We start from the raw sequence: 19,862 nt of genomic DNA, 5'->3' as shown, positions 1-19,862 counted from the left end.
AAAAACAAGCATCCCTGATGTACTTCGTACGGAATGCTTATTTTTTATTTATGTGCGTAAGGCAACTTCACTCCCTCGCCTTCTGAATCTGCATATCAATAATAGTTGATATTAGAATGGCAGTTCCGGCGAACGGTAGTTCTGATGCAATACCTCTTCCAATTCATTCTCCGGGTAGAGAATCTTTCCTCCGATAGTAGTAAAGCAGATAACTCGTTGGTCTCGTAAGTTTTGAAGCGTTCTTGGAGAGATATGCAGGTATTCCATTATTTCCTCTCCTGTCAGGTAACGCTTGTCTGCCAACGAGGGACGATGTTTCTTCCGAACAGCATCTATATCATGCAGAGCTTCTTTTATTTGTCTCGTCAGTTCCTTGAACTCAGGGGCCTCAAAACCGATAAACTTATCCATGATTACCTCCGTTTCATACCTGATTGAACCAATGCTTCCACATCCGACTGGTGATAATATACCTTACCGCCTAACATTGAGTAGGCTATCTTACCCGTATTACGCCACGTTTGAAGCGTGCGTTTCGAGATACTGAGCGTTCGGCATACATCCGCCGAATCCATTCAGCCGTCCCGTGGATTGGGGCAATATAACTCCTTCAATGCGAATACTTCCGAAGTTAATCTAACGATTTCTGTTTTCAGCACTTCCCATGCCGACAAATCAACACAAATAATCTCCATACCTTTTTTATTCTTTCTCGTTATTAAATGTGCTGGCTAAGGAGCGTTTCAGTCCTTCGTTGGCAGCACGGGTTATCAATTCTCTGTTTACCGACAAATGGTCGGCAAGAATGTTGGACAAAAGAAGCGTCGGCGTTATCTCCGGTACAATGTGTTGCAGGGATGCCACCAATGTTTGCAGTTTCTCTTTCATGCGTACATCAATATATACGGGAGTATAATCCTTTACTTTCCGAACCGACAGAAATCGTCGAGCATATTCATCCTCGTCTTTCTTCCGGGTCTGCTTTGTACGGGAGGTTGGCATTCATGTACTATCCTCTATCATCTCTGATATACCTTTTGTTTCTACCTCCGGTTTTACATTTTCAAGTTCGTCACTCATATTCTTTCTGTTTAAATCTTAGTAATATTTCTCTTCTTAATCTCATAATGAAATAAGTAAGGATGCACAAACTATGATTTTTTGCTTTGTACAATTCCGGGAATGTTATTCTGTACAAAGCGGATATTTATTAAGATCGTACATCCTTACTTTTCAAATAGAATACTCAGTCATCCCTGATACGATTAGTTCTGCTCATACCACATTAATCTCTCGGAAGGATAAGCCAAAGATGCGATCTTGCACAACGGCTGTTTCCGAGATCGGGTGCAAGATATGAACTCTCCGATGCCTGCGCTGTTTGGATAACAACTTTACCTAACAGGTTGGAGTGGTATGTGTCTGGTAGTCAACATGGTTTTGTGTGAGAGTGTAATTAAGATTGAGAAAAATGAGTGTATAGGGATGGTTATGAAGATGTGTCAATTTGCTGAATTTCAGCAGATAGTATCATTTTGGTAGGAAACGAAAATAATTTCAAGAAATATAGGAAATATTTCAAAGCCGGAATATTTGGAGTTAGTTATCCCGGTTTTCCTCCACCAAATCAATCATTTCTTCTATCTCAACAAGCCCGAAGATAGATTCCCGTTTATTACGATTCCGGCAATTCAGGAGTTGTTGCATAGTAATATAATGGGGGTTGTTTCCGTAACGTTGTTTATTACCCTCAGTACGGAAAGAGAGGAAGTCCCGGTTACCGTCGGCAACCGATATCCATGTATCTTTGATATACTTGTTCTCGCTTAGTTGGTCTAAAAGGTAAACCAATGATTTCTGATTGGCAACTTCCATCGGTTCGGTCAGTTTTCCCTTCAACAGCTTTTTTAGTTCGCCAATCTTTACCTTACGTCGAAAGAGTTTTATTTCTTCTACACATTCAGCGAGTAATCTATATTGTTTGCTGTTAAGTGTTGGTTCGTAGGAGCGTTTCTTCGGTTGTCGTGCGGGTTGGGTTAGTTCCGTTTGTTCGTCAACTTCTGTTTTTTGTGGTATATCAACAATAGTTTCTATACCAGAATCTCCATCGGGAGCAATATCCGTTTCTTCCTCCATATCGGTCTCCTCTTTTTGTAAAGGCTGATTTACTTCGTAGAGCATACAAAGTTTTTCCAATGATACGAGGTCTATGAGTTCTCGGAAGTAAGGCAAATCAATTTTTGAAAGTTCTTCTGTATAATTAGCCGTAGTAATCTCTACTTGTGAAGCTACAAATGTCCGGTAACGTTGATAAGCCTCTTTAGTAATATCATCATAGAAATCGCTGTACCAAAGATAGTCTTCCCGTCCATCCCTGAAATAGCGGGGTACACTTTCAAGCGGTGGATTATGACGAATTATATCCAATACTTTCCCCCGATAAAGAGTAATATCCTCCGGTGTGGGCTTCATCCTGTACAACATACCGAGCGCAGTCTCATAGTTTACCTCTACAAAGCAGTCAAGGCATTGCTGCACCTCACGAAAGCCTTCTTCCGAGAAATCCATATATTCTATCTCATCATCATACTCAAACATGGCGTAAAGATACGTATTTTCAAAGTAATATAGGTAATACTACCAATCTGAGTAGTAAAAGCGGTTCAAACCACTCCGTCAAGGCAGCAAATAAAAGCATGCTACGGCAAGATTATCACGAAGTATTTGGTTGTCACTGTTATATTCTATATTTGTCACCTCAATCAAGATTGGGAAACATTCTTGTTGTCATTTATACCGACTAAAATGAAAGTATTTAAGGCTATTTTCAATTCAGGTGGCTCTCTTTACACATGAAGAGCCAACGGCAATACAGTCCCTGTATTGCAAAAGCCGGGCATCCTAACTTTAAGCCCGCCTTTATTCATTCATGTTGAATATCGTTCAAAAAAGGCAGAAGCTCCCGCTTCTTTCTTTTTTTTCGATTTTCAAAGGAGCAAGGTAATCGCACGGGTAACCCGAAATTCGCTAATCGCTCTTTCAAGTTCCTCCTGTGCAAACCTTGCTCTGCGAGGCTGTGCCCCCACAAAAGATAAATCCGGCTACACCTGAATTTACCTTTTGCTCTTCCTGCTGCGCCCGATGGTTGCATCCGGTCGGGGCACTTCACAGCCCTTTTGTTTTGCTCCCGATGGTCGCAAAACCGGCAGGCTGTGTTGCAAGTTTCCACTTCATCTCCCGATGGTCGCTTTCGTTTCATCTTGCCCGTGTGCTGATATGCACACGGAGATTTTCCATAACTCTAAAAATCAGTGTTATGGAAAATAAGAAAGAGAAGAAAACCAAAGTAGGCAGACCTGCCAAAGAAAAAGCTAAGCTTTCTACCTCGATCAATTTGAAATTGACCGAAGACGATTTCAATTCGGTAAAGGAAAAAGCCGAGAAATTAGGGATGAAAGCAACGCAGTATGTGCGAGAAATGACATTGAAGGGATGTGTTAAATCTCGCTTCACGATTGAGGAACTTGACTTGATGCGCAAGCTTTCCGGCATAGCGAATAACATGAATCAGATTGCTCGGAAAGTGAACGCTCATGGACTATATGATGCGGTCGGGGAAGTATTTGAGTTGATAGGGAAAATAAGAGCATTATTCCATGATCGCTAAGAATATCAAAGGGAAGTCATTCAAAGGCTGCGTGTCGTATGTAATGCATGAGGGCGCAACCTTGCTTGAAGCGGAAGGTGTTTGGGCAGAAACCAAGCAGGATATCATTCGAAGTTTCGCCATGCAACGCTCCGGCAGGAAAGAAATAAAACAACCTGTCGGACATATTCCGATTGCGTTTTCTCCTGAAGATAAAGTGAGAATGACCGATGAATTTATGGTGAAACTGGCAAAAGAATATATGGAAGAAATGAGTATCCGTAATACTCAATATATCATTGTCCGGCACAATAATACAGAAAATCCTCACTTGCATATTGTGTATAATCGGATTAATAACGACCTGAAACTTATCTCTGTCAACCATGATTATAAACGAAACATTAAGGTCTGCAAAAAGCTGAAAGACAAATACGGATTGACTTATGGAAGTGGAAAAGAAAAGGTTAAACGGGAGAAATTGAAGAATCCGGATAAGGCGAAGTATTATATTCATGATGCTATAAAGTCGGTTTTGCCAGTATGTAAGAATGCTTTCGACCTCAGACTTTCTCTTGAAAAGCATGGGATTGAGGTTGAATATAAGTGGAAACGGACAGTTAAAGAGATTGAAGGGGTATCGTTCCGATATGGGGGTGTTGCGTTCAAAGATTCAGAGATTGACCGGAAGTTTAGCTTCGGAAATTTGAAAAAAGAGTTTCTGAAGAATCTTTTGGAAGAAAATAAACGAATTGAAGAATTACACTTACAGCAGCAGGAAAGGCAAATAGCAGAGTTAAAGCGATTACAAACACAAAGTAAGCCTAAAAATCCAACTATCGGAGGTGTAGAATTATCACCAGAACAGTGGAAAACGTTGAAAGATGGAGGTTTTGTTTACCTTGAAAATATGAATAAGAATAGTGGTGATGGCAAGTTCTCCTCCTATGTTTTCCTTAACGAGGAAAAGAACAAAGCCTTTTTCAGTCATGAAAATCCGGACAATCTTGTCAAATACGGTCAATATGAAATGCGAATCCGGGATAAGATACTCATAGAAAACGGCTATGTAACCAAAGCCAAAATTAAATGGTGGGGAGGAGGATTTGCTTATCCATACCTATGGAAAGAGAATAAAGCAGATGCTGATTATAAGGAATCATTTACCGACCCAAGGGTTCGAAAGACACAAACAGTTGAAAAGAAACACATATCTTCTACAATTCAAAAGAAGAATAAGGGAAGGAAAATGTAAACTTAGGAGATACAGAAAAATGAACTTCATACTCATCTACAATTAGATAAAAGCAAGAAAATAGTGTTTTTGCCATGAAGACTCATCATATTTGCGTATCTTTGCAGGGCAATTTTAAGATATGACTGTATTTTGACAAATAAGTAAAAATGAAGCAATTGCCAAATAGAATAACAGAAATAATAAATGAATTAATCGACCAATACACGGAGGAGGATCGCTATAACCGTCCTTGGATAATCGGTTTTAGCGGAGGAAAAGATTCTACCGTATTGCTTACGTTGGTTTGGCTTGCTTTGCGGAAAATTCGAGGAGAAAAAACAGCAGCACTCAAAAGATCAGTATATGTGGTTTGCAATGACACAATGGTTGAAAATCCCATCATTGAAGAATATGTTACAAATGTATTGCAGACTATCAAAAAAGCAGCAAAAGAACAACAATTGCCAATCACTGTTGTAACGACCACGCCACAAGTAGAAGATACTTTTTGGAGTTGTGTTATTGGAAAAGGATATCCGGTTCCTAACAATTCTTTCCGGTTTTGTACTGAAAGAATGAAAATAAAGCCCACTTCCGTATTTATTGCAAATCAAATCTCTACAGATGGTGAAGTTATTATTCTTATAGGAACTCGGCTTTCTGAAAGTCAACAACGAGCAAAATCTATTAAAAAACATGAGGTAAAGGGCCATCGACTTTCAAGACATCCGGTGACTCCCAATACATATACCTATGCACCTATTAAAGAATTGATGTTGGAAGAAGTTTGGTATATTATCAATGCTATTCCTTCGCCTTGGAGCTTCGACAACCAAATTCTTTTTAAAATCTATTTGGATGCATCGGCTGACGATTACGAATGTCCGACTGTTGTAACTAGCGATTCACATCGTTCTTGTGGACAAAGCCGATTTGGTTGTTGGGTATGTACAGTAGTAAAAGAAGATAAATCAATGAATGCTCTTATCAAAAATGGAATTGATTGGATGCAGCCTTTACTCAATTTTCGAAATAAATTAGTGGAAAATAGGAATGTTTCGGATAACCGCAGTGAAACCCGTCGCAATGGGCAGTTAGCCGTTGATGAAACAGGGCATAAAATGGGCAATTACACAATGGAATATCGCATACAACTTTTGCGAGAATTGCTTACGATACAAAAAGACACACAACAATATCGTTCAAGTATTGACTTGATTACAAGCCAAGAACTAATTGCAATACAAGTAATGTGGTATAGAGATGGTAATTTTACAACAACAGTAAATGATATTTATACCGAGATTTATGGTTACAATTTGTCAAATGATAATATCGGATTGCAGGAACGACTTTTGCTTGAAAAATCGTGCAACAATCCTGCTCATTATTCTTTAATACAAGAATTGCTTGCATTACAGAAAAATAAAGTGCTTTTAATGAAAAAATACGGACTTCAAAACGATCTTGAAGCACGGTTGGAAACTTTTATTAAAGAAACATGAGAATTAAAACCATAGAGCTCAATAATTACCGACTTTATAATGGTATTAATAAAGTTGTTTTCCCCAATGGTAATAATAAGAATTTGTATTTAATTTCTGGTGAAAACGGATTTGGGAAAACTACTTTTTTGCATTCATTGCTTTGGTGTTTGTATGGTCGTTTAATGGCAGATATTGATGAAACATTTCGTAAGGAAATGTCAAATGGAGGCTATAATAATTCTATTTTTAACAATTTAAGTCAAATTTGCAGGCAAAAATTACAGACCGAAGTTACACAAAGCACACTGGAATGCATAAAAAAGAAAGGTTATTCTGTTGATACTGAATTTATAAAAAAATGGTCTTGTTATGCCGTATCATTGGAGTTTGCTGATGTTTTTATTCCATCGATCCCATGTCACTCATTAAAAATCACTCGTTCATACGATATTCTTTTAGATGAAGAGAAAGTTGAAATTCTAATTGATAACAAACCTAATGAACTAACAGTTGGAATAGGAAACGAAATTTTCATTAATGATTTTATTCTAAATAAGGATATTGCCCGCTTTTTCTTTTTTGACTCTGAAAAAATTGTGTCACTTGCCGAAACAAATACAGTGGAAGAAAAACGTAAACTTTGCTCCGCATATAACGAAGTTTTAGGGGTAAAAAAATATGAAGAGTTAAAGAAAAATCTTGAAAATATGCGCTTGCGGTTTCGTAGAAAATCCACAGATATTGAAAGTCGCAACCAACTTTCCGAGTTGCTTACAAGACAAAAAAAAATATCCATTATCACTACAGAACAAGAGCAGCAAACAGTCAATCTTGACAATCAACTATTATTATTGAAGAAGGCAGATGAAAATTTGCAAATGCAACTCTTACGTGAAGGCAGTGGCATAACAATCGATGAATTGAATCGACAGAGAGCCCTTTTAGAAACCACTCAAAAAAAAGATGCTGATTACAAACAACAACTCAAGCAGTTTTTGGAATATGCTCCCTTTGCTATCTCTGGCAAACTTCTTAAGCAAACTAAAGAACAGTTGGAATGTGATTTTAATATCTTGAGATCACAAAATGATGTACGTAATCAGAATTTCTTGTTAGGCAATATAAATGTCGAAATGCAACAAGCTTTTAATAACATTCCAATTTCTGCAGAAAATAAAAAGAAATTAGTTGATTCATTCAATAATATTGTATCTAAATATCAAAATCAAGCAACAAACGAAATCCCATTATTAAGCGTAAACAAAGAATATCTTGATGAATTCCTTTCCGTTTATTCTAATATAACAACCACCTATAAAATTGAATTTGAACATCTTGCTGATGATTATCGTAAGAACAAGCAAGTAATGGAGCGCACAGCCCGGAATATTTCCAATATGCACGGCAAAGAAAACGATAATGTAATAAAATCTATTCGAAAGCAAAAAAATGAAAGTGAACGAAAAATCTTAGAATTAGAGCGGCACATAAGGCAATTGCATGAAGAACGAGGTGCAGCAAATAAGGAATTGGCAGTTGTGAATCGTCAAGTTTTGGAATTAAGCAAAAAAGTAAGTGTTGATGATAGCGACAGCAAGAAAGATAAAGTTGCTGAACAACTTATTTCTGAACTTAACACTTTTCTTGTTTCTCTAAAAACCGAGAAAAAGACTTCACTCGAAAGGCGGATTAAGACTACGATGAATAACTTAATGCACAAAATCGACTTTATCGGAGAGGTTGATGTTGTAATTGTTGATGACATGATTGACATTAACTTATATGCGTCTGATGGAAATATGATAAAAAAGGAAATGTTGTCGAAAGGAGAACAACAACTTTATGCAACATCGTTACTAAAAGCCCTTGTTGAAGAATCCAACATACAGTTTCCTGTATTTATTGACAGTCCTTTGCAGAAGTTCGACAAAAGCCACGCTAACAAAATTATTACAGAATTTTACCCGACTGTTTCAAAACAGGTTGTTTTGTTCCCTTTGTTACACAAGGAATTGACGGAAATCGAATTGGAAACAATGAAACCCTATGTAAATTCCGCATATTTACTGAAAAACGAAAACTCCTATTCGTATATACAGCAGGTTGATATTAATGATTTAATGAAAGAGTAGAGTATGGTATTTTCACAGATAAGAACAAGTCATAGAAACCGTGAAATTGTAGCAGAATTAACTCGTAAATTTAATTTAGGAGCCGAAAATATAATTGCTCGAATTGCCATTGGCTATTCGTTGCGGTCAGGTGTAAAATTTGCTCCGACCGACGTAAGAGACTCGGGTGGAAAGGAATACAGTAGGAATGTACTGTTTGGCAACTACTATTCTATTTATGAAGCACTGATTTGTACATACTACCAAATAAACTGCAACGATAAGGATTTGCCACGCTATTTTAAAATGCACCTTGATGATGGACTACAACGCATATATGATGATATAAAAGATAATCCTAATTTAGTTGGTTATGATTATTTGTTTGATAAAATACAAAGCGGCTTAGATTACATATGTCAAGAGAAGATTTAAAGAAAATAAAAATAGATGACTTATTATGTTCGGAGCAAATATCAGTTCGAACAGTAAACTGCTGTAATAATGCGAGATTTGATACTTTATTTGATATTATATCATATTTTGAGCAAGGTGAATCTTTTTCAAATATCAGGAATGCCGGAAGAAAGACATGTTTGGAATTAGAAGAGTTGTGCAAAAAAACTCTTGCTATACTGTCAGGAAATGATTCTTGTCATATAAATATTGTACAACGTAAAGAATTAAATAGTAATGCTTCACTACCCCGATATGCAGATAAAGAAACAATGGAACTTTATCTGTCATTAACCTCTGTTCAAAAAGAAGAACTTAAAACTGGGTTTAACCATTTATTGCAGAATTATTCTGTGCGTACTAAAAATTCTTTATCTGCTATATCCATAGAAGAGTTCATCTTGGACTTCTTATGCTTCTCGGATGATAAATTATTGAAGATCAAAAATTTCGGAAAAATAAGCTTAAACGAAGGGATTGAATTTAAGCATCGATTAAAACGTAAAATTCAAAAGTTATCTTCTATACCTAAAGAACAGCTTGAAAAAGAGAGAAAGCTTAATAAATATGGAATCTCTAATAATGAGTTTTGTATTTCATTTTATGAGAAACACGATCATTTCCCAATGTTTTGGATATTAGAGCAACATCTTAAACACGATAAAACGAGAGACATTGAAATTCTAATTGATTTATTCCCCATTTTTCAGAATAAACCACAACACACATTGGAGGAAGTTGCAGATAAGCAAAGAATAACTCGTGAGCGTGTTCGACAAATCCGCAACGATGTTTTTTATAAAACATTCGAAATAACAGATGATATTATTGATTACAAGAATAAAAGCATATTACTAAAATATGTTCAATTGTTGCAAAATAAAAATGATTGGGCTTATATATTAGATGTCATAGGAGAAGCCGAAATTGTAAGTCCAATTTCTTATGAAATTCAAGAAAAACTAAAAAAAGAGGAATGCCTATTTTCTGTTGAATTCGTCTTACAAATTATTGCATATATTTTTAGGGATGAGTTTGCGATATACGGTGGTTTTGATGTAAACAACAGAGACAAGTCGTGGAAATCTATTTATCTGATAAGGAAAACGCTTACGAAAATTTTCGATTTTGAGAAAATGAAAGAGGAATTTAATAATAAATTAGTTGATAATACAACTGATTATTTGATAGACCTTGAAAATTACATAGCCAATACTCAAAGTTGGAAACAATTTGATTTCGACAAAATAAATGAAATAACGAAAGTTGTAAAAGATCTTTTATTACATGAGTTTGGACTGTACTCCGAAGATATCGACGGAAATTTAATAAAAATTCCTGCTAATAAAGAACGAAATCTGCTAGATGTGGTTTATGAAATACTACAAACAAAAGGCGAGCCAATGCATCTTGACGAAATTTTTGTTGAATTTAAGAGAATTATGCCCGAACATAAATATACTCAAGAAAATAACATGGATAGATTACGTCCATACTTACAAAGACACGACGATATTACATTTAGAAAACGTAGTAGTATTTACATACTTAAAGAATGGAGGCATATTCGATCGGGTACAATTCGGGATGTTATATTAGAATTTCTGTTAGCAAATGATTTACCACAAACGGTTGAAACTATTACCGAATATGTCTTACAACATTTCCCCGAAACGAACCAAAAGAATATCCATAGTACAATGTTTTCGGGCAAAAATTTTGTGCAATTCAAAGATGGCTTATTTGGCTTAGTAAGCAAGGAGTATTCATTAAAATATGAAGCAATAGAACGGGAAAGTCAAAGAAAATCTTTTGAACAACGATTAACAGATTTGGAAAAGTTTATTGTCGAAAACGAGCACTTTCCATTTTCTTCTTCTGAAGATAAAGAAGAAGAATCATTGTGCCGATGGTGGTGCAGAATAGTTAGCGGTAAACAAACAGTCAACGAAACACAACAAAAAGAAGTTGAGAGAATTAAGAGAAGCTACACTGATTATGATGTAGATAAAAATGCGTATGAATGGAATTTGAATTATAATAAATTCAAAATGTTCATACTCGAAAATAGGCGTGTTCCATCTGCAAGAGGCGATGAAAAGTTTCTTTATGGTTGGTTGCGACGAGCAAAAAACGATTTTTTGAATTACCGTTTGAGTGAAGAACAGCGGAAAAAATACATTGAACTTGCAAAACTTATTTAATATGCTAAAAAATAAGGATTTCAAATATCGATATTCAACAGGTAGAAAAGATTTGCCTTTCGATTTTTGTTTGCTAGCACTATCTAACAGCACCAAACTCGACATTGGTTTAGGATATTTTAGTTCTGCATCATTTAATGTACTTTCTATCGGATTTGCTCATTTTATTATCAATGGTGGCAAAATGCGATTGTATATAAATCAATATCTGATGGAAGATGATTATAATCTTTTGAGAGATAACCAAATTATTGATTTTGAAGAGTATATACTGCGATCTTTCAATGATCTGAAAACGACACTGTCAAAAAGAGACGAACATTTTTTCAAATGTTTATCGTACTTAATTCAAATAAATAGGATTGAGATTAAAATCGTTATCCCAAAAGACGGAGGACTGGCTCACGAAAAGTTTGGTGTTTTCACAGACGAAAAGGGCGATAAAGTTGCATTTACAGGCTCGATGAATTTAACTGCCGCCGCCTTAGTTAAAAACATTGAAACGATTGAATGTACTTGCTCGTGGAAAAGTAAAGACAACCAAGAACGTATCACAATTTCGGAACAGGATTTTGCAGAAATCTGGAGCGGGGCAAACAACAATGTATTTGTCTTCCCTGCAAAGAAATTTTGTCAAGAAGTTATAAAAACCTATCCAAATATAGATACAGACGAATTATTATTGCAGGAGAAAGAAATTATAAGAAAACTATCAAGTAACATAATAACAAAGGAAGAAATAATACCAACAATCCAAACAATCAAAGAACCGCATTTCCCCTATAAATACCCTGACGGAGCAAGACCATACCAGATTGAGGCTTATAAAAAATGGATACAGAACGGTAAGCAGGGTATTTTTGCAATGGCAACAGGAACAGGTAAAACAATAACTTCATTAAACTGTGTTCTACAAGAATATTTAACAGACGGCGTTTATCAACTTTTGATTTTAGTGCCAACCATTGCGTTGGTAGAACAATGGATTGACGAGGTTGGAGAATTTGATTTCAAAAATATTATTCCTATTTTTTCTGAAAACAAAAATTGGCGTAAACAGGTCGTTTCGCTAAAAAATAGTATAAAAAAAAGGGGGAGTAAAAATTTTGTTTTGCTTTCGACTTATCAATCGTTTTTAGATAGTGGTTTTCAACAGATTTTGCCTCAACTACCCAATAGTATGATTTTAATTGCAGATGAAGCACATAACATTGGTTCTGAATCTGTACGGGCTGTTTTCCGAAAATTGCATGTCAAACGAAAAATTGCTTTGTCCGCAACTCCAAATCGAATTTATGATGAAGAAGGAACTGCTGAGTTGGAAAGTTTCTTTAACGATAAGCCGCCTTATGTTTATAACTTCTCAATGAAAAGAGCCATTGATGAGGGTCGGTTGATGAATTATTGTTATTACCCTAAAATAGTTTATCTGAACGATGACGAAATGCAAGACTATGCACAGATTACAGAGCAGCTAATGCGACTGTTTGACAATACGACAAAAGAATTCAAAGATGGTCAGAAAGCAAAAAAACTGTTGATGTTACGCAAACGTATTCTACACAAGGCAAACGATAAAATGCGTGTATTCATGGAAATAATTACTGAAATCGGAGAGGACAAATTGAAGTATTGTTTTGTGTATGTTCCTGAGGGCAAAAAAATATTTGATTCGGACGAAGCTCTATATTATTCAAACACCGACAATGATTCGGACGATACAGAAATCTACGAAGAAGCTATCGTTCAAAAAATGCTCGATATGACAAAAAATATTTTCCCAAACACAACTTGTAACACCTACACAGGTAAAAACAGTAAAACCGAGCGGAAAACTATTTTGCAAGGTTTTGAAAATGGACAAATCAATGTTCTGTTTGCAATGAAATGTTTAGATGAAGGTGTTGACGTACCGCGAGCAGAGTATGGTATTTTTGCTTCAAGTACAGGTAATCCGCGACAATTTATTCAACGACGCGGTCGCTTGCTCCGCAGACACGACAAAAAGAAATTTGCGTATATCTATGATATGATTGTTGTACCTGACTATCAATCACCCCTCTATTCAAAGGAGTTTTGGGATATGGAACGTAGTTTGGTAAGAAGCGAATTGGCGCGGGTAGCATATTTTGCAGATACGGCAACCAATTATCATATTGATATTGAGCCAAAATTAAGAGAGATTGCAGAATTTTACGATTTAGTGTTATCTGAACTTGTTTTAAGTATAAACCAATAAGTTATATAGAAAATGACAGCAGAAGAAATTTTCCAAGAAGTGTTGAACTCCCCTGAATTGCAGACTATTTTCAAAATATCCAATGAAAATTTAGAATGTGAGAGTTTTAATACGAAATCTGATTATCCAGTTATTGAAATTATTAAAGCGATAATAAACGGACAGGAAAATCATCGAGACAAGAATGCCATTTTTCAAACTATTCAGAAACAAATAATGCAGTTATAAGATATGGCAACAATTATTAAATCCGTGAGTTTCCAAAACTTCTATAACTATTATGGAAGTTTTGACGATAATACTTACCATTTTAAAGACGGTATCAATATTGTTAATGCTGACAACAATATGGGTAAGTCCAAGTTTTACAATGGAATCCTTTGGATTTTAAGAAACGAAGTTTATGATTCTGATTTGAAAAGAAAAGTCAGTGCCGCTTCGTCATTTCAAAAAATGGCTTCTGGTAAGGCACTTAACGAAGAAACAAACTTTGATGTCGGAGTAAATATTGTTTTTGTTGAAAACTCTGATAAATATTCTGTCTCAAAGATTGTGCAGTTTCAAAAAAACGGTGACAGTTGGAGAACCAATGAAAAATTGGAAATTATGCAAACCATTAACAACAGAGACATTGCAGTTAATGATGAAACCGAAAAGGACAAAATCATTAAAAAGATTATTCCTGTCGAATTAATGAATTATGCATTATTGCAAGGAGAATCAATGGAGCAATTAGTTGACTTGTCATCGCACAATGGTTTATCCTCAACAATCAACGCCTTGGCTGGAATTAACAACTTGATTGAAATTTGCGATTTGAGTAAGGATTTATCCCAAAGAGCAAAGAAACTCTCAAATGACAAGGAAAAAGAATTCAATTCAACCAATCAAAAAATCACAGGTCTAATTCAAGAAAGAGAAACACTTGAAGGTCGCATTGAGAGTACTGCAACACAAATCGAGACTTACAAAACTGAGTTATCCGAAGCAACTAAGAGAAAGGAAACTTTGGAAGCGATTTTACTGAACGCTCAAAACAGGGAAAAATTTCGCACTGCTCAAAAAATGCTGCAAGCAGAAATTATCAAGTTGAAAGAACAGAAGAACAGCAAAGAGAAAAACATTACGACATTGTTATTTTCGGATACTTCGCCATGGATTTTGTTGGGTTTGCAAAACCAAATTTCGTTGTTCGATAACAGAAGACAGGAATTAACAGGCGAAATAGCAACTCAAAAGGCAATAGACAATCCGATAAAACTTCCTGAAGGATCTCCCGACATTCCTTCTTTGCAAAGAATGTTGCGAACAGAAAAATGTGAAGTTTGCGGTCATCCTGCTCCAAAAGATTCGAAATTTTGGGAACATATCAAAATGGTAATGGATCGCCCTGCAAACAAAGAAAAATTAACCAAAAATGATTTTGGCTCATTTTACAGTAGTATTCAAACTACAGTTGGCTCATTTTCGTTGAGCATTCCAAAAATTATGCAATCAATTCAAACATACAGAGAGGATATTGATAAACTCGAAGAACTTATTATTCTGAAGGAAGAAGAAAAAGAAACGGCTAAACTCGAGTTTTTGAATGCAGGCGGAAGTGAGAATAGTTCAGATGTAACTGACCGAAAAAATATTTCGGATTACACGCTTGCTGAAAAAACAATCACGAAAAAAGAAGAAGATATTAAGAAAGCCGATAGTTCGATTAAACAGTGGCAAGCCCGCTTGAAACAAATTGAAGATGAAGTAAAGTCTATCAATACCAACAGCGAAATAACAAATTATCGTAATTTCAAAGATATGATGTGTTGTGTTGAAGCCATTTTTTCTAATTCTAAAGATAGAATTTTTGATGAAATTCTTAAATCATTAGAAATAAATGCAAACCGAAAATATAGAGAACTTACACAGGGCAACTTGTCGGCAGGCGGAAAATTAAGCTTTTCAAAACAAGCGGATAGCACAGTGCAAGTTTCCATCAAAAACGTCAATGACGGCGAACTCACAGGGCTTGGCACAGGTTTTCAACGAATGAAACAGCTGTCTATTATCATGGCGATTATTTCTTCAAAAATTGGGAATAAACAGTTCGATTATCCGTTTATTTCCGATGCTCCGTTTTCAGAATTTGGCGACAATTTTATAAACAACTTTTTTAAAATCGCGCCAAATGTATTCACACAGAGTATTATTTTCATCAAGGAATTGTACGACCCTACCTCAGATAATTATCTCAATGACTTGGGAAAGAAAATTCTTAAAAGAATGGAAAATGGCGAAATACCAGGTACTTTCTATGTAAATGTAATCGAAGAAAAAGCCGATACAACAAATTTAATAACAAAAAACAAATGCTATAAAGGGTGAAAATTATGGATGGTTCACAATTAAGAAATTTAATCGGTCAGAAAAGACCACGATACAAAGAGCAATATCGCACTTTAATCGAAAGTATTTCCAAAAAGGGGGACGCGAGTGGTGAGGGTGGATTTTCTTCTTTTGGTGCATTTTACCAAACGTTCATGTATGCATTTTTTGTTGGATACAAATTGCAAAAATGTATTTATATTCAACCTAATGAGCCAACAACGGATTTTATTGCTTCATTTGAACTAATAAAGCCAACGCCCGTTAGAGATTTTATAATTATGCTTTTGCTTAATGAAACAGAAAAATTTAACTTTACTTGGTTTGAATTAGAAAATGCCAACGAGGAAACAATTGATAATTTTATCACAGAATTATTCCGTCAAATGGAAGGCTATGCTAATGCAGGCTTTGAATATCTACAAAACAAATGGAATGAGGAAAAAATAGAATATCAAGACCCTTTTGTATTTGTGAATTTTTTGGAAGAATTAAACTAATAAGAGCTATGCCCGAAAAACAAAACATAGAGTATAAATCCTCATGGCATGATGATTATCTGCAATGGGTATGTGGTTTTGCCAACGCCCAAGGCGGAAAGATATATATTGGCAAGGATGATTCCGGAACAGTCGTTGGCTTAAAGGATTCGAAGAAGCTCATGGAGGAGATTCCAAACAAGATCAGAAACCTGATGGGAATAACAACCGAAGTTAATCTTTTTGAAGAGGACGGTAAGCATTATATCGAAATTGTCGTACAACCTTATTCCGTGCCAATTTCGTTACGGGGCAGGTTTTATTATCGCTGTGGAAGCGTAAAGCATGAATTAACCGGTGCGTCTTTGAATGAGTTCTTGCTTAAACGAGCTGGTCACACTTGGGACGATGTGATTGATACTCGTGCCTCATTTGAAGATATTGATGAGAGAACGGTTAAGATTTTCTTACGGAAAGCAGAGGAGGCGGGTCGTTTGCCCGACATAGACGGACTATCCACACCTGAGTTGTTGGAAAAACTTCGTTTAGCGAAAAATGGGCAACTCAAACGTGCTGCTATTGTTTTATTTGGAAAAGATCCCGGGTCATTTTATCCGAATACATTTGTCAAAATCGGAAAATTTGAAGATGATGATTTCACAATCCGCTTTCAGGAATTAGAAGAGGGCAATATCATTCAAGTGCTGGATAAGGTATTGCGTACGCTTGACCACAAATTTCTGATACGCAACATTTCGTTTGAGGGTATGAACCGAATAGAAACACTGGAATATCCCATTCCTGCCTTGCGTGAAATGTTGCTTAATTCGCTGATCCACAGAAATTATATGGGTGCTCCTACGCAAATTCGTGTTTATGATAATAAACTCACCGTATGGAATCACGGAACATTACCTGATGGTATAACGCTTGACCAGTTGACCAAGACACATTCGTCTTATCCCCGCAATCCTATTCTTGCCGAAGCTTGTTTCAGAGGTGGTTATATTGATTCATGGGGAAGTGGTATAATGAAAATTGTAGATTCCTGCAAAGTAGCAGGATTACCGATGCCTGTAATGGAAGAGGATGGGGGTGGATTCATCGTGAAACTATTTAAGGATAGTTACACGGAAGAACAGTTGCATAAACTTGGATTAAATGAAAGACAGGTAAAAGCGGTGTTGTATGTAATAGAAAAAGGGAAGATTACCAACAGCGAATATCAAAAGCTAAATGAGGTATCCAAACCAACGGCAACACGAGATTTGTCTGAACTAGTTGAAACTTACAAGTTATTGACAAATATAGGCTTTGGAGCAGGAAGTCACTATGAATTAGCTATTGGCTCATAATTGGCTCAATTGGTTCATGATTGGCTCACAATTGAATCAATTGTCTCATGCATATATAGCAATTTGCAATGTCGAGTAGAATAAAAGTTCAACAGAAATCCTACTGTATTATTGCAGATGTAGAATCTTTCACTACCTTTGTCAAAGAGTTTTCGGTACGTGTAAAACAGCGCAAACCCAAGCTGAAAGAACCGTTGCCAACTCGTAACCTTGCCAAAATCGCCCTTTCATAACTATCTGATAAAGAGGGGTAAAAATCAATTAAACTGCTATTTGAAAGAAATCGGTGATATTTGCGGTATTGGTAAAAATCTCACTTTCAGGGTTGCAAGAAACACATTTGCGACTACTATTACCTATATGAATGGGGTACCCATTGAAACAATATCCCGAATGTTAGGACATACCAATATAAATACAACCCAAACATTGGTACGAATGGATAACGGAAAGATTGGGCGGGATATGTTGAAATTATCAGAACACCTTACAGGTATGGATACTGCATTAAACCTCTAAAAATATTTATCATGGAATTACAAATTATTCAAAGCAAGATTTATGAAATCCGAGGTATGCGAGTTATGTTGGATTACGATTTGGCTGAATTATATCAGGTTGAAACCAAAAATCTGAAACGTTCTGTTCGTCGGAACATAGACCGTTTTCCTCCGGATTTTATGATTGAACTCTCAAAGGAAGAGTACGATTTTTTAAGGTGCAATTTTGGCACCTTAGAAAATCAAGGACAAGGGCAACACGTAAAATACTTACCTTTTGCATTTACTGAACAGGGTATAGCCCAACTGTCAAGCGTTCTTAACAGCACGTTGGCCATTCAGGTTAATATATCTATTATCAGAGCTTTTGTCGCTTTACGACAATATGCACTGGGTTATGCGGAATTAAATCGTAAATTGGAGGAATTTATGGTGGAAACAAATATGCAGTTTAGTGATATTTACCAAGCTCTTACCGAACTTGCATCACAAAAGGAACTGGAAAATAAACCCCGTAAGCGTATTGGTTATAATGTTCAACAGGATGAAGAATAATATATTATGGAACGAGGATATATAAATATTAAAGAAAATAGTGAAAATCAACTGATTGTTGAAGCAAAACTTGTAAATTGCACCCTGTGGGTAACGAAACATCAAATTGCCGACTTATTTAATGTATTTGTCAATACGATTGGTAACAATCTACGGAGTATATTCAAATCCGGCTTGCTCCGTGAAGAAGATGTTACCCGAATACATAAATTTGAGAGCAACGGGCACCCATGCGAAACGGTACTGTATAATCTGGAAGCACTGATATTTGTCAGCTACCGTGTAGCATCTTTTGAAGCAAAAGCATTTCGGGAATGGGTAATGAAAGCATTAACCGAATATACCCGGACTGATAATAAAAAATCAACAGAAGTTCTGATAGTATATAACCTACACTCAAAACTTCCGGCTATTTCGATGAATTAATAAACGTTTAATACATTTAGATATGAAACACGTATTTTATTTACTTATCGCTGTTTTTATGGTTTCCTGCGGTTCAAACTCATCAACGAGTAATTACGAAAAAACCATTACTGATAACCTGTTAAAAGGGAGCGACACAAAAGAAAATCTCAACTTCAAAATTATTGAGATTAGCGAAACCGGCAACGTTACGGTTGCCGACAGTATCGCCTATCTTACTGATGAATTTCAGAAAAATAATCAACCTAACATCAGTAAGATTGAGCTGGCTAAAAAAATGAGTGAAGATCTACTGGCAAGAGAAAAAAATCAAGCTAAAATTGATAAATACAATGCTGATATTGCACGGATGAGCAATACTATTGATTCTCTAAAAAATCTTACTCCGGATAATCTTAACGGATATGACAGTAAGAATCCGAATGATGTTCTTGCCGTAATTGTTAGATGCAAATACTCAATCGCTCCGGGTGGAACAGCCGTTGAAGAAACATTTGATTTCTACTTATCTCCTGACGGCAGCAAATGCTACGGAAAAACCAGAGCAAAATAAAAATACATATCACAATCCAAATGGAGCCTGTATCGTAAAAATCGGTACAGGCTTTTTTTGTATATAGCTTTCCTTTCTGTGAGGAAAGTTCTGCGTTTTATTATGATAAACGCAAAGCAGACAACCAAATTTCCTTTTTTCTGTACTTCTGGAAATTCCATTGAACGTGACCCCCTTCGGCCAATTTAAACTGACCCCTTAAAGTTGCGTTTCAAAACGTGGTCATTTTTGTAGTTGTTTTTGA

General features: G+C 35.9%; 18 protein-coding genes and 1 pseudogene. 15 read left to right on the top strand and 4 right to left on the bottom strand.

Annotated elements, in window-relative coordinates:
* Positions 1-111: 111 nt before the first annotated feature.
* The 4 genes from M2137_RS08645 to M2137_RS08630 form a co-directional block, all read right to left on the bottom strand.
* Positions 112-411, bottom strand: coding sequence for a helix-turn-helix domain-containing protein (locus M2137_RS08645; RefSeq protein ID WP_280766046.1), 300 nt, complete (start codon positions 409-411; stop codon positions 112-114).
* Positions 412-413: 2 nt separating this feature from the next.
* Positions 414-575: a helix-turn-helix domain-containing protein gene (locus M2137_RS08640; RefSeq protein ID WP_280766045.1), complete on the bottom strand. Its 162-nt coding sequence runs from the start codon at positions 573-575 to the stop codon at positions 414-416.
* Positions 576-702: 127 nt separating this feature from the next.
* Positions 703-1,002, bottom strand: a complete 300-nt coding sequence (locus M2137_RS08635; protein WP_280766044.1) for a DUF3408 domain-containing protein — start codon at positions 1,000-1,002, stop codon at positions 703-705.
* Positions 1,003-1,599: 597 nt separating this feature from the next.
* Entirely contained in the window at positions 1,600-2,598 is a 999-nt protein-coding gene (locus tag M2137_RS08630; protein WP_280766043.1) for a hypothetical protein, read from the bottom strand.
* Positions 2,599-3,316: 718 nt separating this feature from the next.
* On the opposite strand from M2137_RS08630, the gene M2137_RS08625 reads away from it, so the two are divergent.
* The 15 genes and pseudogenes from M2137_RS08625 (at position 3,317) to M2137_RS08555 (ending at position 19,618) form a co-directional block, all read left to right on the top strand.
* Complete coding sequence (locus tag M2137_RS08625) at positions 3,317-3,667, top strand: MobC family plasmid mobilization relaxosome protein (protein ID WP_280766042.1); 351 nt, start codon at positions 3,317-3,319, stop codon at positions 3,665-3,667.
* Positions 3,657-4,901 carry a relaxase/mobilization nuclease domain-containing protein gene (locus tag M2137_RS08620; RefSeq protein WP_280766041.1) on the top strand — a complete coding sequence of 415 codons (1,245 nt, stop codon included), beginning with the start codon at positions 3,657-3,659 and terminating at the stop codon, positions 4,899-4,901. Before M2137_RS08625 ends, M2137_RS08620 begins: the two co-directional genes overlap by 11 nt.
* A gap of 149 nt (positions 4,902-5,050) precedes the next feature.
* The gene (dndC, locus tag M2137_RS08615) at positions 5,051-6,388 is read left to right on the top strand and encodes a DNA phosphorothioation system sulfurtransferase DndC (protein ID WP_280766040.1); all 1,338 of its coding nucleotides are present in this window, start codon (positions 5,051-5,053) and stop codon (positions 6,386-6,388) included.
* Positions 6,385-8,502, top strand: a complete 2,118-nt coding sequence (locus tag M2137_RS08610; RefSeq protein WP_280766039.1) for an AAA family ATPase — start codon at positions 6,385-6,387, stop codon at positions 8,500-8,502. Before dndC ends, M2137_RS08610 begins: the two co-directional genes overlap by 4 nt.
* 3 nt (positions 8,503-8,505) lie before the next feature.
* Positions 8,506-8,916, top strand: a complete 411-nt coding sequence (locus M2137_RS08605) for a DndE family protein (protein ID WP_280766038.1) — start codon at positions 8,506-8,508, stop codon at positions 8,914-8,916.
* Positions 8,898-11,141: a DNA-directed RNA polymerase subunit alpha C-terminal domain-containing protein gene (locus M2137_RS08600; RefSeq protein ID WP_280766037.1), complete on the top strand. Its 2,244-nt coding sequence runs from the start codon at positions 8,898-8,900 to the stop codon at positions 11,139-11,141. The genes M2137_RS08605 and M2137_RS08600 overlap by 19 nt, the downstream gene beginning before the upstream one ends.
* 1 nt (position 11,142) lies before the next feature.
* Complete coding sequence (locus tag M2137_RS08595) at positions 11,143-13,380, top strand: DEAD/DEAH box helicase family protein (RefSeq protein ID WP_280766036.1); 2,238 nt, start codon at positions 11,143-11,145, stop codon at positions 13,378-13,380.
* A 12-nt stretch (positions 13,381-13,392) separates the two neighbouring features.
* On the top strand, positions 13,393-13,608 hold the full coding sequence (locus tag M2137_RS08590) for a hypothetical protein (protein ID WP_280766035.1): 216 nt from the start codon (positions 13,393-13,395) through the stop codon (positions 13,606-13,608).
* A 3-nt stretch (positions 13,609-13,611) separates the two neighbouring features.
* A complete protein-coding gene (locus M2137_RS08585) occupies positions 13,612-15,750 on the top strand; it encodes a hypothetical protein (RefSeq protein ID WP_280766034.1) in 2,139 nt (712 codons plus the stop codon).
* 5 nt (positions 15,751-15,755) lie between these two features.
* Entirely contained in the window at positions 15,756-16,250 is a 495-nt protein-coding gene (locus M2137_RS08580; RefSeq protein WP_280766033.1) for a hypothetical protein, read from the top strand.
* A gap of 8 nt (positions 16,251-16,258) precedes the next feature.
* The gene (locus tag M2137_RS08575) at positions 16,259-17,584 is read left to right on the top strand and encodes an ATP-binding protein (protein ID WP_280766032.1); all 1,326 of its coding nucleotides are present in this window, start codon (positions 16,259-16,261) and stop codon (positions 17,582-17,584) included.
* A 258-nt stretch (positions 17,585-17,842) separates the two neighbouring features.
* Positions 17,843-18,103, top strand: a pseudogene (locus M2137_RS08570) (tyrosine-type recombinase/integrase); the annotation flags it as partial.
* A gap of 11 nt (positions 18,104-18,114) precedes the next feature.
* Entirely contained in the window at positions 18,115-18,639 is a 525-nt protein-coding gene (locus M2137_RS08565) for an ORF6N domain-containing protein (RefSeq protein ID WP_129733283.1), read from the top strand.
* Between the two features lie 6 nt (positions 18,640-18,645).
* Positions 18,646-19,065: a virulence RhuM family protein gene (locus tag M2137_RS08560; RefSeq protein WP_129733284.1), complete on the top strand. Its 420-nt coding sequence runs from the start codon at positions 18,646-18,648 to the stop codon at positions 19,063-19,065.
* Positions 19,066-19,087: 22 nt separating this feature from the next.
* Complete coding sequence (locus M2137_RS08555) at positions 19,088-19,618, top strand: hypothetical protein (RefSeq protein ID WP_129733285.1); 531 nt, start codon at positions 19,088-19,090, stop codon at positions 19,616-19,618.
* Positions 19,619-19,862 lie beyond the last annotated feature (244 nt).

This window comes from Parabacteroides sp. PFB2-10, assembly GCF_029893085.1.
GTDB lineage: Bacteria > Bacteroidota > Bacteroidia > Bacteroidales > Tannerellaceae > QVMG01.
This window is presented reverse-complemented; position numbering and strand designations above follow the sequence as displayed.

Coding starts and splice junctions, on each gene's coding strand:
- M2137_RS08645 (WP_280766046.1), bottom strand. CDS start 411: ATGGATAAGTTTATCGGTTTTGAGGCCCCTGAGTTCAAGGAACTGACG.
- M2137_RS08600 (WP_280766037.1), top strand. CDS start 8,898: ATGTCAAGAGAAGATTTAAAGAAAATAAAAATAGATGACTTATTATGT.
- M2137_RS08565 (WP_129733283.1), top strand. CDS start 18,115: ATGGAATTACAAATTATTCAAAGCAAGATTTATGAAATCCGAGGTATG.
- M2137_RS08605 (WP_280766038.1), top strand. CDS start 8,506: ATGGTATTTTCACAGATAAGAACAAGTCATAGAAACCGTGAAATTGTA.
- M2137_RS08620 (WP_280766041.1), top strand. CDS start 3,657: ATGATCGCTAAGAATATCAAAGGGAAGTCATTCAAAGGCTGCGTGTCG.
- M2137_RS08625 (WP_280766042.1), top strand. CDS start 3,317: ATGGAAAATAAGAAAGAGAAGAAAACCAAAGTAGGCAGACCTGCCAAA.
- M2137_RS08590 (WP_280766035.1), top strand. CDS start 13,393: ATGACAGCAGAAGAAATTTTCCAAGAAGTGTTGAACTCCCCTGAATTG.
- M2137_RS08640 (WP_280766045.1), bottom strand. CDS start 575: ATGGATTCGGCGGATGTATGCCGAACGCTCAGTATCTCGAAACGCACG.
- M2137_RS08630 (WP_280766043.1), bottom strand. CDS start 2,598: ATGTTTGAGTATGATGATGAGATAGAATATATGGATTTCTCGGAAGAA.
- M2137_RS08610 (WP_280766039.1), top strand. CDS start 6,385: ATGAGAATTAAAACCATAGAGCTCAATAATTACCGACTTTATAATGGT.
- dndC (WP_280766040.1), top strand. CDS start 5,051: ATGAAGCAATTGCCAAATAGAATAACAGAAATAATAAATGAATTAATC.
- M2137_RS08555 (WP_129733285.1), top strand. CDS start 19,088: ATGAAACACGTATTTTATTTACTTATCGCTGTTTTTATGGTTTCCTGC.
- M2137_RS08595 (WP_280766036.1), top strand. CDS start 11,143: ATGCTAAAAAATAAGGATTTCAAATATCGATATTCAACAGGTAGAAAA.
- M2137_RS08580 (WP_280766033.1), top strand. CDS start 15,756: ATGGATGGTTCACAATTAAGAAATTTAATCGGTCAGAAAAGACCACGA.
- M2137_RS08560 (WP_129733284.1), top strand. CDS start 18,646: ATGGAACGAGGATATATAAATATTAAAGAAAATAGTGAAAATCAACTG.
- M2137_RS08575 (WP_280766032.1), top strand. CDS start 16,259: ATGCCCGAAAAACAAAACATAGAGTATAAATCCTCATGGCATGATGAT.
- M2137_RS08635 (WP_280766044.1), bottom strand. CDS start 1,002: ATGCCAACCTCCCGTACAAAGCAGACCCGGAAGAAAGACGAGGATGAA.
- M2137_RS08585 (WP_280766034.1), top strand. CDS start 13,612: ATGGCAACAATTATTAAATCCGTGAGTTTCCAAAACTTCTATAACTAT.